General features: G+C 67.7%; 14 protein-coding genes and 1 pseudogene. 1 reads left to right on the top strand and 14 read right to left on the bottom strand.

Annotated elements, in window-relative coordinates:
* Positions 1 to 19 precede the first annotated feature (19 nt).
* The 12 genes and pseudogenes from SKC41_RS03420 to SKC41_RS03365 all read right to left on the bottom strand — a co-directional run bounded on the left by SKC41_RS03420 (position 20) and on the right by SKC41_RS03365 (position 11,304).
* Positions 20 to 370 carry a DUF732 domain-containing protein gene (locus SKC41_RS03420; RefSeq protein ID WP_330976322.1) on the bottom strand — a complete coding sequence of 117 codons (351 nt, stop codon included), beginning with the start codon at positions 368 to 370 and terminating at the stop codon, positions 20 to 22.
* Positions 371 to 421: 51 nt separating this feature from the next.
* Positions 422 to 1,786, bottom strand: coding sequence for a PPE family protein (locus SKC41_RS03415; RefSeq protein ID WP_330976321.1), 1,365 nt, complete (start codon positions 1,784 to 1,786; stop codon positions 422 to 424).
* Between the two features lie 14 nt (positions 1,787 to 1,800).
* Positions 1,801 to 3,006 (bottom strand): PPE family protein, encoded by a 1,206-nt coding sequence (locus tag SKC41_RS03410; protein ID WP_330976320.1) that lies wholly within the window; start codon positions 3,004 to 3,006, stop codon positions 1,801 to 1,803.
* A 576-nt stretch (positions 3,007 to 3,582) separates the two neighbouring features.
* Entirely contained in the window at positions 3,583 to 4,824 is a 1,242-nt protein-coding gene (locus SKC41_RS03405) for an APC family permease (RefSeq protein ID WP_330976319.1), read from the bottom strand.
* Between the two features lie 6 nt (positions 4,825 to 4,830).
* On the bottom strand, positions 4,831 to 6,183 hold the full coding sequence (locus SKC41_RS03400) for a hypothetical protein (protein WP_330976318.1): 1,353 nt from the start codon (positions 6,181 to 6,183) through the stop codon (positions 4,831 to 4,833).
* Positions 6,184 to 6,194: 11 nt separating this feature from the next.
* Positions 6,195 to 7,259, bottom strand: a complete 1,065-nt coding sequence (gene menE, locus SKC41_RS03395; RefSeq protein ID WP_442931658.1) for an o-succinylbenzoate--CoA ligase — start codon at positions 7,257 to 7,259, stop codon at positions 6,195 to 6,197.
* Between the two features lie 68 nt (positions 7,260 to 7,327).
* On the bottom strand, positions 7,328 to 7,657 hold the full coding sequence (locus SKC41_RS03390; RefSeq protein ID WP_330976316.1) for a DUF3349 domain-containing protein: 330 nt from the start codon (positions 7,655 to 7,657) through the stop codon (positions 7,328 to 7,330).
* Positions 7,658 to 7,708: 51 nt separating this feature from the next.
* Complete coding sequence (locus tag SKC41_RS03385) at positions 7,709 to 8,008, bottom strand: hypothetical protein (protein ID WP_330976315.1); 300 nt, start codon at positions 8,006 to 8,008, stop codon at positions 7,709 to 7,711.
* Positions 8,009 to 8,025: 17 nt separating this feature from the next.
* Positions 8,026 to 9,220 (bottom strand): annotated as a pseudogene (locus SKC41_RS03380) (inorganic phosphate transporter).
* 97 nt (positions 9,221 to 9,317) lie between these two features.
* On the bottom strand, positions 9,318 to 9,725 hold the full coding sequence (locus SKC41_RS03375; RefSeq protein ID WP_330976314.1) for a VOC family protein: 408 nt from the start codon (positions 9,723 to 9,725) through the stop codon (positions 9,318 to 9,320).
* Positions 9,726 to 9,738: 13 nt separating this feature from the next.
* Positions 9,739 to 10,371, bottom strand: coding sequence for a maleylpyruvate isomerase family mycothiol-dependent enzyme (locus SKC41_RS03370; protein ID WP_330976313.1), 633 nt, complete (start codon positions 10,369 to 10,371; stop codon positions 9,739 to 9,741).
* A 36-nt stretch (positions 10,372 to 10,407) separates the two neighbouring features.
* Positions 10,408 to 11,304 (bottom strand): SDR family oxidoreductase, encoded by an 897-nt coding sequence (locus SKC41_RS03365; RefSeq protein WP_330976312.1) that lies wholly within the window; start codon positions 11,302 to 11,304, stop codon positions 10,408 to 10,410.
* Positions 11,305 to 11,416: 112 nt separating this feature from the next.
* Between SKC41_RS03365 and SKC41_RS03360 the strand changes: the two genes are divergently transcribed.
* On the top strand, positions 11,417 to 12,322 hold the full coding sequence (locus SKC41_RS03360; protein WP_330976311.1) for an AEC family transporter: 906 nt from the start codon (positions 11,417 to 11,419) through the stop codon (positions 12,320 to 12,322).
* A gap of 7 nt (positions 12,323 to 12,329) precedes the next feature.
* On the opposite strand, the gene SKC41_RS03355 is transcribed toward SKC41_RS03360, so the two are convergent.
* Both SKC41_RS03355 and SKC41_RS03350 read right to left on the bottom strand, forming a co-directional pair.
* The gene (locus SKC41_RS03355; protein WP_330978736.1) at positions 12,330 to 13,232 is read right to left on the bottom strand and encodes a 1,4-dihydroxy-2-naphthoyl-CoA synthase; all 903 of its coding nucleotides are present in this window, start codon (positions 13,230 to 13,232) and stop codon (positions 12,330 to 12,332) included.
* A gap of 13 nt (positions 13,233 to 13,245) precedes the next feature.
* Positions 13,246 to 13,695 (bottom strand): nitroreductase family deazaflavin-dependent oxidoreductase, encoded by a 450-nt coding sequence (locus SKC41_RS03350; protein ID WP_330976310.1) that lies wholly within the window; start codon positions 13,693 to 13,695, stop codon positions 13,246 to 13,248.
* Positions 13,696 to 13,704 lie beyond the last annotated feature (9 nt).

The raw sequence follows: 13,704 nt of genomic DNA, 5'->3' as shown, positions 1-13,704 counted from the left end.
AAGGCATTGATCCGCAAAGCTAACCGCGTCCGCCCCTGCCAGTTTCCTCGAGTTGTTTCGGGCAGTACGACTTCGCGGAAATCGTCGCGAACTGGGCCGCACCACTGGTGGTCAGCGCGGGGTTGTTTTCCTTGAGATCATTGAGAAGCTGCAGACCGGACACGCCGCGAGAGATCAATCCGCACACCGATTTTCCCGCGGCTATCGCTTGGCCGGGGTCCGCAAAGCTGATCCCCACCGCATGCAGGTCCGCCAGGAAGATTTCGTTGTTGTCATCGACGGCAGCTTCATCGACACCGGTTTCGGCATGCCCGGGCACCGCGATGACGAATCCCATCGCGATGCCGAGAACGGCTAGCAGCAGTTTCATAATTCCTCCGTCGGTGTGCTGATAGTCTTCCGCTGCAAGGGATTTCGTCCGCTACCCGAGGTTGGATTCGGTCGGAACGAGCGGGGTCTGGACGTCGTCGGTGACGTGCACCGCGTGGACGCCGGGCGTGGTCGTCAGCCTGGCAACCAAGTCGTCGAGCCCGGCTTCGTCGACGCTCCAGTGCTGCACCTGGTCGGGCTGTTCTTGCAGTTGCGCGATGACGCGGTCGAGTTTGACCGGACCCACGCGGCGCTCGCCGGTGATCGCGCGGGCCTGGATGCCGGTTGCGCCGACGACGCGCGAGACCGGGCTGCCCAGCGCACCGCCCGCCAAACTGCCCAGGGTCGCCTCGTTGATCATTGCGGCCGGGAACTCGGCCGCGGGCGCCGCTGCGACGCCGGCCGGCAGCGCGCTGGAGGTCAACCTGATCGCCGGGGTGGCGGTCGCCCAGCTTGGCGGCACCGACATCGATCCCACCGTCGGCGCGCCGCCCAGAACCGCCGACACCGGCCGCACCGCGCCGACCGCAGCAAGATGCCCTGGTGAAGCCAGACCGGCGCCCAGCGACGACTTGGCCATCGCGGCACTCCACGGCGCGTAGATGAAGAAGTTCTTCCACTGCGAAACACCAAGGCCGATACTGGCATTGACGACGTTGGTCCAGGTGCCCTGACTGCCGATCGACGAAATGGCGGAGTACAGCGCCTCCCACATCGGTGCGACGTCCGAGCTCCCCGTCACGCCCGCGATCAGTTGCTGCCAAAACGTCGCGTACTGGCCGGTGAGCGAATTGATGTAGTTCTCCAGCTCCGTCAGCCATGACGACAGAGATTGAGGTGGGGCCGCTGCCGCCGCGGCTGCTTGCGTCGCCTGCGCGGTCGCGGTGGTGGTTTGCGGCGCCTCGCCGAACGCCGTCAGCTCGCCCGCGGATTCCGAGGCGCTGGCGTAGCTGAACATCACCTCGACGTCCCGAGACCACATCTGGGCGTATTCGGCTTGGTTGGCCGCGATCTCCCCGTTGTTTTGGCCGAGGATATTGGTCGCCGACAGCTCTTCCAGCTCGAGACGATTCTCGATGATCAGCGCCGGCGGCACGGCCGCCGCCAACGCGGCCTCGTACGCGCGGGCCGCGGCCAGCGCCTGGGACGCGGCCTGCTCGGCCTGAGCCGCCGTGGTCGACATCCACGTCACATACGGTGCCAATGCTGCCGCCATGGCCTCGGACGACGGACCCGCCCACGATTCGCCGACCAGTTCCGAAATCACCGATCGGTACGAGGCCGCGGTGGAATGCAACTCCGCGGCCAGCGCCTCCCAAGCCGCGGCAGCGGCCAAAAATGAACCCGAACCCGGGCCCGAGTAGAGCAGACCGGAGATCAGCTCCGGTGGCTGCACCGCGAAATCCGCGAAAACCATTGCCGTGCCTATCCTTATCTCGCGTTGGGCGGTATCACGATGACCGTGGAGGTCGTCGCGATGTCGTCCAGTGCCACCGCACCGGGAACGCGCACGGCGGGGGCCACGGCGCGAGTGGCAGTCCCGCCGACAGCGCGGCCGGCCAGACTCGACAGGGCCGTCGGGGCGAACATGCCCTCGCTGGCGGCCACCGCGGGCGCGGCCTCGAGCGTGGCCGCCGGCAGCTCCAAGGCAACCGTCCTGATCGCCGGAACGGCCGACGCCCAATTCGCCGGCACCGACAACGCGCCGACCGTGCCGGCGCGACCCGCCGCGGCCGCCACCGCCCCGGCCGGGTGCGATGCGCCGGACCCGGTCAGCAGGTCGCTGTGCAGCAACGGCGCCAAAACCCCAAGCAGCGGCTTGGGGTGCAGGAGCGGTCCAATGCCTTGGATACCCGTGCCCACGGACGGGATGCTGATCGCGACCTGGTACCAGTTCCTGAACAGGCCCGCGATCCCGAGCGGGTTGTATGGCCCGGCCACGAAGTTGGTCATGAAGCCGTTGAACGTCTTCAGAATCCCCGTGATGTCCTTGATGCCCAACGGAACCTCGACCGCTGCGGCGTTTGCGGTGGCGTTCGCGGCGAGGCCTTGCACCGCGGCCGCCTGGCCGGCCGTGGCGACGACGGCGGCCGACTGGCCGGCCGCGGCGCTGTCGTTTGTCGTCGTGGGGGGTGCGGTGAACGGAGTCAGCCGCGTCGCAACTTCGGCGGCCGCGGCGTAGCCGTACATCGCGCCGGCGTCCTGGGCCCACATCTCGGCGTACTGAGCCTCGGTGGTCGCGATCGCCGGCGTGTTCTGACCCAAGACGTTCGTCGCGATCAACGACACCAACAACGCCCGATTGGCCGCGACCACCTGGGGCGCAACGGTAGCCGCGAAGACGGCCTCGAACGCGCCGGCCGCGGCCTTGGCTTGCAATGCCGTCTGCTCGGCTTGCGCGGCAGTGCTTTCCAGCCACGCGAGGTACGGCGCTGCCGCGGCCAACATCGACGTCGACGAGGGCCCAAGCCAACCGCTGAGTAGCTCAGCGATTACGAACCCGTAAGACGCTGCCGTTGAACGCAATTCGCTGGCCAGCCCATCCCAGGCAGTTCCAGCGGCCAGCAGCGGCGCCGACCCCGGCCCAGAGTAGATCTTGCCGGAGTTGATCTCCGGAGGTAGCGCTCCGAAATCCATTGCCTTCCCTCCGCCGGCGCCTGACCACCACGTTCCGCGCATGACTTCGCCGACATCGTTGAACGTCAACAACATTGAGCGGCTGCCACCATCGCTAGTCGATGACCGCGATGGGTTGCCGGTCATTGAGCTGCTCTCGTGGCCAGTACGCTAGCCAGCCCCGGCCGGACAACCTGGCCGTCGACTTCGGCCGCCGCGACGGCGGCCGAACGTGGGTCGAGATTCGGTGGCGGGCCATGCAAGGCGCCGATGACCCCATCTACCTCGTGTTAACGTCGAAGCTCGGCAGGGTGAACACATATAAAACACACAGGCGCCTTCTACCGGCCGACGATGCCGTAAATTTAAATCTCCCTACCACTAATTCGGATCCTCGCCAGCAAAGGCATCGGACGTTGATGCGCACCCGATGGCCTCGCCACCTCGGCAGCGGATCTGACGCCCGGCCTGGGGCCTTCGGCACCGGTAAGGCCAGTTGAACGGCTCGATATGCGATCGATCACTGGCAACATGTTGGCTCCACACCGGCCGGTAGAGCCGGCCGGCCGGCTTCTCTTTGGTTAACTGCCGGGAAGCTCAGTCGCGTCGGCGCAACACGGCCGCGCGCCCCCCGATCCCGACGGCGAATACCGCCAGCCCCGCGGCCGCCGATTCCCACGGCAGGGTAGCGACCAGCAGCAGGCACCCGGCCAGTCCGCCGGCATTCACCACCCGGCGCCGGTGCAATGTATACGCGGCGGCGTTGGCGATCGCGTAGTAGATCAGCACCCCGAACGACGAAAAGCCGATCACTCCACGCAGATCCACCGCACTCACCAGAATGCAGACCACTACGCCTATCGCGATCTCGGCGTGGTGCGGCACTCGGTGCGCCGGGTGCACCGCCGCCAGCCAGCCCGGCAGATCCCGGTGCCGGGCCATCGCCAGCGTGGTGCGCCCGAGCCCGGCGATCAGCGCCAGCAGCGCGCCCAGGCTGGCCAGCGCGGCCCCGACCGAGATCACCGGAACCAACTCCGGGGCGCCGGCCGCCCGCACCGCCTCGGCCAGTGGCGCAACGGCATTCGCGAGCCGGTCGGGTCCCGCGGCCAGCAGTGCGGCCACCCCGACAACCAGATAGATCACCACTGCGATCGCCAGGGCAACCGAAATCGCGCGGGGGATGGTGCGGGCGGGGTCGCGGACCTCCTCGCCCATCGTCGCGATGCGGGCATATCCGGCGAACGCGAAGAACAGCAGCCCCGCCGACTGCAGCACCCCGTAAATCGAGCCGGTGAACCACGAGCCGCTCAGCTGTGCAAGGTCCGGCTTGCTCATCGCGATGCCGATGACCACGGCGGCCAGTGCAATCAGTGTGCACGCCAACAGAATTCGGGCCAGCATCGCGGTCTTGGTGACGCCGCGGTAGTTCAGGGTGGTCAGCAGGACCACGGAGGCGATCCCGACGATGCGCTGCACCCAGACATCCGCCCCGGGAACCGCGTAGGCGGCGACGGTGAGCGCCATCGCCGCGCACGACGCCGTCTTGCCGATCACGAATCCCCACCCCGCGATGAAGCCCCACCACGGGCCGAGGCGTTCCCGGCCGTAGATGTACGTTCCCCCCGACGTCGGATATTGCGCGGCCAGTTGCGCAGACGAGGTGGCGTTGCAGTAGGCGATCACCGCGGCCAGCGCCAGCCCGATCAGCAAACCCGTGCCCGCGGCCCGCGCGGCCGGGCCGAACGCGGCGAACACCCCGGCCCCGATCATCGAGCCCAGCCCGATAACGACCGCATCGGTCGTATTGAGTCGGCGCGCCAGTACGGGTTGATCTTCCATGTCCGCCTACCAGAGGGTGACCATGACGGTATTGACCAGGAGCGCACCGGCCGCGTTGATCGCCAGCCACGTGCGGTGCGACCGCACCGCCAGCAGCGCGGGCGCGGCGGTCAGCCAGATCGTGAACGGCAGCCAGATCCGTTCCACCTCGGCCTTACTCAGCATGCTCAGGTCGGCGCAGACGATCGCGGCCAGCATGGCCAGCAACACCAGGTGAAACCCGGAGCGGCGACGGACGGCGGCACCGTCGAACACCCGGGTGATGCCCGCGACACCGCCGAGGCCGATCGCGCACACCACGCAGGCCAGATTAGCCCACCACCAATACTGGAACGGCCGGTCGTGGGCGATCCCCTGCCAATAGCGTTGCTGCACAAGGGTATAGCCGTCGAACCAGTAGAACCCGGCGACGGCGAAGGTCACCGCGACCACCAACGCGGTCAAGGTGGCCGGGCCGAGTGCCCGCAGCGCCGGGCGAAAATCCTTGGCGGAAACCAGCACGGCCGCGGCGGGAAGGCCCAGCAGCGCCAAGCCGTAACTGAGGAAGACGCACCAGCCGAGCAGCAGCCCGGCGGCGGCCGCGATCAGCGCGGGAAAGCGGACCGGCCGGTGCACGGCCACCGCCAGCAGTGCGATGCCCCACGCCGCGACGCCGGCGAAGTAGCCGTCGGCCGAGACCGCCACCCAGATCGCCGTCGGCGCTATCGCGACGAACGGGGCCGCCAGCCGCGCGGTCTGCTCGTCGGCCAACGCGCGGATGGCGATGACCACGGCCGCTGCCGCGCTGGAGCCGACCAGTAGGCACAGTAGGCCCGCCCACGCGCCGCCGTGCAGGCCGAGCCGGTCCAGCCAGACGAAGGTCAACAGCGCGCCCGGCGGGTGCCCGGACACATGGGTGATCCAGGAGTTGGGCTGGTAGTCGAGGATCCGGGTGGTAAACGTGCGCACCGTCGCCGGAATATCGGCGACGGTGCGCACCTGGGTCACATATTCGTCCCTGGTGGTCAACCGGCCCGCGAAGCCGCGCTGCCAGCCGTCGATCATCGCCAGTGCGAATGCCCACCCGCAGGCCACCGCCCAGGTGCTCAGCGTCAGCGTCCGCCACGAAAGGCGTTGAGCGACAGCCGGTCCCCACGCGACGGCGGCGATTGCAAGCAGAACCGCGGGACCCGTTCCCCAGCTGGCGTGCACCTCCCAGGCGCCGAACAGCGGTGCCGCTTGCGCGTGGGTGGCGAAGCGCTCGACGCCGAGGTCCAGCCGCGGCCTGACGCCCCAATTCAGCGACGGCAGCACCACCGCGGCGGCGACCAGGGCGGCACCGGCCGCTGCGGCCAGCATTTCCCGGCGGGCAATCCTCACGATCGTCCAGCCTATTGATCGGCGCCGAACCGGCGCACCAGCGCCGCCCGGTCTACCTTGCCGATGCCGCGGCGCGGCAGCGCGTCGACGATGTGCAACTCGCGCGGCGCGGCGGTGCCGTCCAGGCTGTCGGACACATGTGCGCGCAGCGCGTCCAGCGTCGGCGGTCCGAAGCCGTCCCGCAGCACGATCGCCGCCACCACCCGCTGCCCTAACCGGTCGTCGGCGAGTCCGAACACCGCGCAGTCGCCGACCGCCGGGTGGGTGCACAGCACCGCTTCGACCGGTTGCGGCAGCACCGTCAGCCCGCCCGTACTGATCGCGTCGTCGGCGCGGCCCAGCACGGTCAGCACACCGGAGGCGATCGAGCCGAGGTCGTCGGTGCGGAACCAGCCCGGCTCGGCGAACGGGTCGGGATCGACCGGGTTGCGATAGCCCTTAGCCACGGTGGCGCCGCCGATTACGATGTGCCCGTCGTCCACCCGCAGTCGCACGCCCTCAAGCGCGACGCCGTCGTAGACGCAGCCTCCCGCGGTCTCGCTCATCCCGTAGGTGCGGACCACCGTGATCCCCGAGGCCGCGGCGGCTTCGAGCACCGGTCGGGGAGCGGGGCCTCCGCCCAGCAGTACGGCGTCGAGTTCGGCGAGCGCGGCCGCTGCCGGCGGATCGGCCAAAGCCTTGGCCAGTTGCGCGGCCACCAGCGACGTGTAGCGCCGGCCGGCGCTCAATGTGCTTACGGCACGCGGCAATTCGGCGGTATCGAACCCGGAGGAGACGTCCAGCTCGACGGGCGCCGACCCGGCCAGCACGCTGCGCACCAGCACCTGGATACCGGCGATGTGATACGGCGGCAGCGCCAGCAGCCAGCTGCCCGGCCCGCCGAGACGGTCATGGGTGGCGGCTGCGCTCGCGGTCAGGGCCGCGGCAGTCAGCAAGGCGCCCTTGGGTTTTCCGGTGGTGCCCGACGTGGTCACGACCAACGCCACGTCGTCGTCGACGGCTTCGCCCACCCGCAAGGCGTCCAACTCGCAATTCGGTTGTGCCGCAACAAAGGCCGAGTCACGGCCGGCCAGCACCCGCTCCAAAGCGGGCAGCATTACTGCGGCAGCGGAGCCGGGCGAGACATACAGCGCACGCAGAACGGCTATGCGTGCGCTCCGCCATCGAGGCCATCGAGCTCGTCATCGTCGTCGTACGGGTCGTCCAGGGGCCAGCCCTGGGCGGCCAGCCGCGCACGCACCCGCTCGATGTCCTCGGGCGACGGCAGCTCGTCGGTCAACTTGCTGATCATCACGCCGATATCGATGTTGTCGAAATCGCCGCGTTCCATCAGCGCGTTGGCCACCAGCCGGACCTCGTCGTTGGACAGCCGGTTAGCCAACAGCGCCAGCAGGGCGAAGGTATCCGTCGGGGGAATGCCCTCCGGATAACCCGCGCGCAACCACGAGACAACCGAGGTGAGGAATCGGTTCATTCGATCAACTCCGCCCGGGGGCTCGGTAGTTCGGTGGACGACGATTCGATGTTACTTAAGCTTGGCCCCTAAGAAGGGATACCCGGTGTGATGCGCAATGAAATCGCGCGCGATGAATAACACGCCAACAACGATCACCGTCACCACCAGTGCGTAGATCAGCCAGGCCAGGACGGATAGCAGCGGGTTCGGCTGGGACGTGCTGCCGTCGGCGCCGACATCGCCGGAGCCGAGCGCTTGCAGCCGGATCCCCACCGCGAACAGCCCGGGTAGGAAAGCGCCGGCCAGCATGCTGAAGAGCAGGATCTTCAGCGTTGCCTCGTAGTTGAACCACTCGCTCAGTTGACTCATCGGACGCTACCCCACACTCACGTCGTCGGAACCGGCAGCGGCGCCCACCTTGGCCCCACCGGTCGGGCTTTTCTCATCGAGGCCGGCGGTCAGGTCGCCCTTCCATTCGTCGTTGACGTTGTGTTGGTCGACCTTGTTCTTGCGAGACCGGATGTAGATGGCGGCCGAGACCGCGACCAGGAGCCCGAAGCCGACGACGGCGCCGGGGTATCCGCCGATGTAGTGGACGATCCAGTAGGTGACCGCACCGACCAGGCCGGCCAGCGGAAGCGTCACCACCCAAGCAACGGCCATCCGTCCGGCGACGCCCCAGCGGACCTCACCGCCGGGCTTGCCCAGCCCGCTGCCCATCACCGAGCCGGTGCAGACCTGCGTGGTCGACAGCGCGTAGCCGAAGTGTGCGGACAGCAGAATCACTGCGGCAGAGGATGATTCGGCAGCCATGCCCTGCGGCGACGTGATTTCCACGAGGCCCTTGCCCAGCGTGCGGATGATCCGCCAACCGCCCAGGTAGGTACCCGTGGCCATCGCTATGGCGCAGCAAACGATGACCCACATCGGCGGGACCGCGGCGCTCTTGCTGACCGAGCCGTAGGACATCAGCGCCAGGAAGATGATGCCCATCGTCTTCTGGGCGTCGTTGGTGCCGTGCGCCAGCGAGACCAGCGACGCCGAGCCGATCTGGCCGCGCCGGAACCCGGCTTCGGTGCGCTCCTTGTGCAGGCCCCGGGTGATCCGGAAGACCGCCCAGGTCGCGCAGGCGCCGACCAACAGGGCCACGAACACCGAGATGACGGCCGGGATGATCGCCTTGGACATCACGCCCGACCAGATCACCCCGTGCGCGCCGACGGCCGCGATCGTGGCACCGATGATGCCGCCGATCAGCGCGTGCGACGAGCTCGAGGGGATACCGAGCAGCCAAGTCAGTAGGTTCCAGACGACGCCGCCGACCAAGCCGGCGAACACCAGTTCCAGTGACACGATGCTGGAATCGATGAGGCCCTTGGCGATGGTGGCCGCAACGGTGGTCGACAGGAACGCGCCCACCAGATTGAGCACCGCGGAGAGCGCGACTGCTGTTTTGGGCTTCAGGGCACCACTGGCGATCGAGGTCGCCATGGCGTTCGCGGTGTCATGGAAGCCGTTGGTGAAATCGAATGCCAATGCCGTGACTACGACAATGATTAGGAGGAACAGTTGTATGTCCACAGCGCCTGATTCTGATGGTTGGGGAATTAAATTGTCGAATGCTCAACTAGGTGAATCGCAGGTATATCATCAGTCGTCGCCAGATGTTACCTGTCAGTTAACCAGCCGTTCCCTGCTGTTCACCTCGGGTGTCGCGGCGTAACGGGTGGTCGCCCGGAACCTCGACGAAGATGAGCGTAATGCCATCCGGATCGGTCACGTGCATCTCTTTGAGACCCCACGGCTCGCGGCGCGCCTCGCGGGCAATCGGCACCCCGCGGCTTACCAGTTCGGCCTGGGTTGTCTCGATGTCGCGGACCTGCAGCCACAACGCGCCGGGGAAGGGTCCTTGGGCGCGCTCGCCGTCGCTCCAGCCGGTTAGCTCCAGCAAAGATTGGCCCGCGAAAAACACTGTGCCAGCACCATAGTCGCGGTAGATGGCCAGGCCGATTTCGTCGCGGTAGAACGTCAACGACCGCTGATAGTCAGCCGGCCGAAGCAGCATTCGGCTGAACAGGATCTCCATAAGCTCGTGTCTATCACGTCGCCGACGCGCATCGGCGTTGCAACAAGGCCACGCCCGGCCCGGTGAGCTCGGCGCACGCGCTGGCCCGTCCGGTCATGGCAAGCAGCAACGACAGCAGCGGGCCCTCGACGGTGTCGCCCCGTCCGTGCTGCCAGTCGCAGTCCGTGGCAGACAAGCTCAGCCCCCCGATGCGCTTCTTGGCGCCGATGAGCATGTTGGAGCCCCGGTAGAAGTCGATCACCCGGCGAACGGTGTCCAAGTCGTAGCTGTGCGGGATGCCCAGCGGTCGGCGGATGTCGGCGCCGTGGATCACCACCTCACCGAGCCAGGAGATTTTGGGGCCCGGCGGCGCGGAGGTGGAGTCCTGCACGCCGCGGAATTCGCCCAGCGTGGCTGCCGCGTCACGCCCGAGGTGCTTGACGATCTGGTCGTTGGCGAACCTGTCGAAGTTGAACCGGGCCTTCGCCATTGCGGCAAAGAACGAGGCCGGATTCAGCGAGGCCGTCGCCGACAGGTGAGCGACCACATCGCGCACTGTCCAGCCCGGGCAAAGTGACGGCTGATCCCATTGCGTCGGCGTGAGGTCGGCGAGATCCATCGCGAGCGCACCGCGCTCGGCAGCAATGGTGGTCCAGAGATCCGACATAGTCCTGAGAGGGCAACGCTAACACTCCGAAGGCGGTCAGCTCCCGTTCTCGCGATTGGGCTGTAGGTTCTGGCGCTGCATCAGGGTGTTCACCCAGCGGGGCCCGATGGTGTCGAGTGCCCGGGCCGCGATCGCCATTCGCGGGGCGATCCGCACCGGCCGGGTGCGGGCTGCGGTGACCATCCACTCGGCGGCTTCTTCTGACGTCAGCGCGGGCAATCCGTCGTAGGCCTTCGTCGGCTCGATCATCGGCGTGGCCACCAATGGGTAGTACAGCGTCGTCGAGTGCACACCCCGTCGGCCCCACTCGGTTTCGGCGACGCGGCTCACCGCGGACAGTGCCGCCTTGGATGCGTTGTAGGGGGCGAACAACGGCGACGCCTCGGACAGCACTCCCCAGGTCGAGACGTTGATGATGTGGCCGTCGCCGCGCTCCAGCATGCCCGGCGCGAAGCCGCGGATCAGCCGCAGCGGCGCGTAGTAGTTGAGCACCATGGTCCGCTCGACGTCGTGCCAGCGCTCCAGCGACTCGGCCAGCGGCCGGCGGATGGACCGGCCGGCGTTGTTGATCAGGATGTCGATCCCGCCGAGACGCTCGTCGACGTCGGCGACCAATGCATCCACGGCATCCATGTCCGAGACGTCGCAGGGGATCGACAGCGCCGTGCCGCCCGCGGCGGTGATGCGGTCGGCGAGCGCGTCGAGCAGGTCGCGCCGGCGGGCGACGACCACCACGGTGGCGCCCTGCTCGGCCAGCCGCTCGGCGCCGGCTTCGCCGATGCCCGACGACGCCCCGGTCAGCAGGATTCGCTTGCCGTCCAGGTCGATCGGCTTGATCGCGGGCCGGTTGACCAGCAGTTGCGGAGACATGGGCGGCCGCATGCTGGCCAGCACAATCTGGTCGGCGAACCGGCGAATCGGACTCTTGCTCACAGGCCCGGAGTCTATTCGGCGGCTGGGTCACGCAAGGGTGCGGCGGGTTGCTTCAATGCGTCGGAAACGTCTTGTTCGCCCTGCGGCTCGGGCCGTCGAGAAAGCGGGTTTCATGCAGCAAATCGCGTTGGTCTTAGCCTGCCTGGTCATCGGTGTGGCGTTGCGACTGTCGGGACGGTTACCCGACAACGCGACACAGGTGCTGGGCGGCTGGGTGATCAACGTGGCTCTTCCGGCGGCGGCCTTTCACAGCGTGCACAACCTGACGATCCGCCCGGACTGGTGGCTTGCCGTGGCGACGCCGTGGCTCGACGTGGTCTTCGCCATCGCCGTGATCGTTCCCATCTGTCGTGCGCTGCGCTGGTCGCGGCAACGCACCGGCGCGTTGCTGCTTGCCAGCGGCTGGTGTAACACGGCGTTTCTGGGACTGCCGCTGATCATCGCCTACGCCGGCGAAAAGTATTTGGCCCTGGGCATCGTGATGGATCTGTGCGGTTCGTATCTCGCGGTCTCCACCGTGGGCATCGCGATCGCCTCGGTGGCGAGTTCGAGCGAATTCAGCTGGCGCAAGGTTGCCAAGCGGATCGCGACCTTCCCGCCTTTCCTGGCGATTCTCATCGCGTTCGCCACCAATCATCTGGACCGTCCGATGTGGCTGACGGAGATCATCGATGTGCTGGCGCAGACGTTGACGCCGCTGGCGATGGCGGCCGTGGGCTATGCCCTGCGGCTGGACCGGGTGGCCGGCCGCATCTTGCCGTTGTGCGTGGGTCTGGGCTATCGGCTGTTCCTAGCGCCCCTGGCTCTCGCGCTCCTGTACCTTGCGCTCGACCAGGCCAGCGATCCCGTCGCCAAGGTGGCGATGCTGGAAATGGCGATGCCGCCGATGCTCGGTGCGAGCATCATCGCGATGGAGTACGACCTGGAGCCGGAACTGATCGCCCTGCTGATCGGGATCGGAGTTCCGGTGTCGATGCTGACGACATGGGCCTGGTGGTCGCTGATTCTGGTGCTGTGAGCGGACCCTAGAAATAGCGCGGGAACGGGCTCCAATCCGGCTCGCGCTTCTCCAGGAACGCGTCGCGGCCCTCGACCGCCTCGTCGGTCATGTAAGCGAGGCGGGTGGCCTCGCCGGCGAACAGCTGCTGGCCCACCAGGCCGTCGTCGAGCAGGTTGAACGCGAACTTGAGCATCCGTTGCGCCTGTGGGGATTTGGCGTTGATCTCGGCCGCCCACTGGATGCCGGTGCGTTCCAGGTCGATATGGTCGACGACGTCGTTGACCGCGCCCATGTGGTGCATCTGCTCGGCGGTGTAGGGGCGGCCCAGGAAGAAGATCTCCCGGGCGAACTTCTGGCCGACCTGACGGGCCAGATACGCGCTGCCGTAGCCGCCGTCGAAGCTGCCGACGTCGGCGTCGGTCTGCTTGAAGCGGGCGTGCTCGCGGCTGGCCAGCGTCAGGTCGCAGACCACGTGCAGGCTGTGCCCGCCGCCGGCGGCCCAGCCGTTGACCAGACAGATGACCACCTTCGGCATGAAGCGGATCAGGCGCTGCACCTCGAGGATGTGCAGCCGGCCGGCGCGGGCGGCGTCGACGGTGTCGGCGGTCTCGCCGGAGGCGTATTGGTAGCCGGAGCGCCCGCGGATGCGCTGATCGCCGCCGGAGCAAAACGCCCAGCCGCCGTCCTTCGGGGACGGGCCGTTGCCGGTCAGCAGGACGACGCCGACGTCGGGGGACATCCGGGCGTGGTCGAGCACCCGGTACAGCTCGTCGACGGTGTGCGGCCGAAACGCGTTGCGCACCTCGGGGCGGTTGAATGCCACACGGACCGTCGCGTCGTCGACGTGGCGGTGGTAGGTGATGTCGGTCAGATCGCCGAAGCCGTCGACCGGCCGCCAGGCCTGCGCATCAAATGGGTTGTCAATCAAGGCCATTCAACTCCTATGCGGGGTCCAGGCGGAACACCGCGCAGCGGCCCGCCAGACGCTCGAACTCGTCGGGACTGCCCTCGGTGACGAGTCCGGACCGCTTCATGAATCCCACACCCGTGGGCACCTCTTGGGGGAACAGCCGCAGAATCGGCCGGCCGTCGGCCGCGGATAACTCCACCATCCGCACCCGCTCGGTGCGGCGGCCGCGGGCCACGGTCGCCTGTCCGGCGGCCCGCACGTTGGCCACCCAGTCGGCGCCGGGGAATCCGGCGACGACGTACTGTTTGGCGTCGACGGTCATCGGCGTCACCGGCGTCGAGCGCTCACGTCCCGATTTGCGTCCCGGCACCGTCAGCACGACGGGACTTTCGCCGCCGAAACTCATTCCCAGCCGCGACATCTGGATGAAGAGTTTGTTGGCCGGCTTCAGCCACCACGGCGGCTTGATCGGATTGCCCATGCGACCACA

Source organism: Mycobacterium sp. 050128, assembly GCF_036409155.1.
Taxonomy (GTDB): domain Bacteria; phylum Actinomycetota; class Actinomycetes; order Mycobacteriales; family Mycobacteriaceae; genus Mycobacterium.
Note: the sequence above shows the minus strand (reverse complement) of the source record. Positions and strands in the feature narration are given on the sequence as shown.

Bases quoted from the DNA above. Each gene is read 5' to 3' on its own strand.
- SKC41_RS03420 (WP_330976322.1), bottom strand. From the start codon at position 370: ATGAAACTGCTGCTAGCCGTTCTCGGCATCGCGATGGGATTCGTCATC.
- SKC41_RS03350 (WP_330976310.1), bottom strand. From the start codon at position 13,695: ATGGGCAATCCGATCAAGCCGCCGTGGTGGCTGAAGCCGGCCAACAAA.
- SKC41_RS03410 (WP_330976320.1), bottom strand. From the start codon at position 3,006: ATGGATTTCGGAGCGCTACCTCCGGAGATCAACTCCGGCAAGATCTAC.
- SKC41_RS03370 (WP_330976313.1), bottom strand. From the start codon at position 10,371: ATGTCGGATCTCTGGACCACCATTGCTGCCGAGCGCGGTGCGCTCGCG.
- SKC41_RS03415 (WP_330976321.1), bottom strand. From the start codon at position 1,786: ATGGTTTTCGCGGATTTCGCGGTGCAGCCACCGGAGCTGATCTCCGGT.
- SKC41_RS03405 (WP_330976319.1), bottom strand. From the start codon at position 4,824: ATGGAAGATCAACCCGTACTGGCGCGCCGACTCAATACGACCGATGCG.
- SKC41_RS03375 (WP_330976314.1), bottom strand. From the start codon at position 9,725: ATGGAGATCCTGTTCAGCCGAATGCTGCTTCGGCCGGCTGACTATCAG.
- SKC41_RS03385 (WP_330976315.1), bottom strand. From the start codon at position 8,008: ATGAGTCAACTGAGCGAGTGGTTCAACTACGAGGCAACGCTGAAGATC.
- SKC41_RS03390 (WP_330976316.1), bottom strand. From the start codon at position 7,657: ATGAACCGATTCCTCACCTCGGTTGTCTCGTGGTTGCGCGCGGGTTAT.
- SKC41_RS03360 (WP_330976311.1), top strand. From the start codon at position 11,417: ATGCAGCAAATCGCGTTGGTCTTAGCCTGCCTGGTCATCGGTGTGGCG.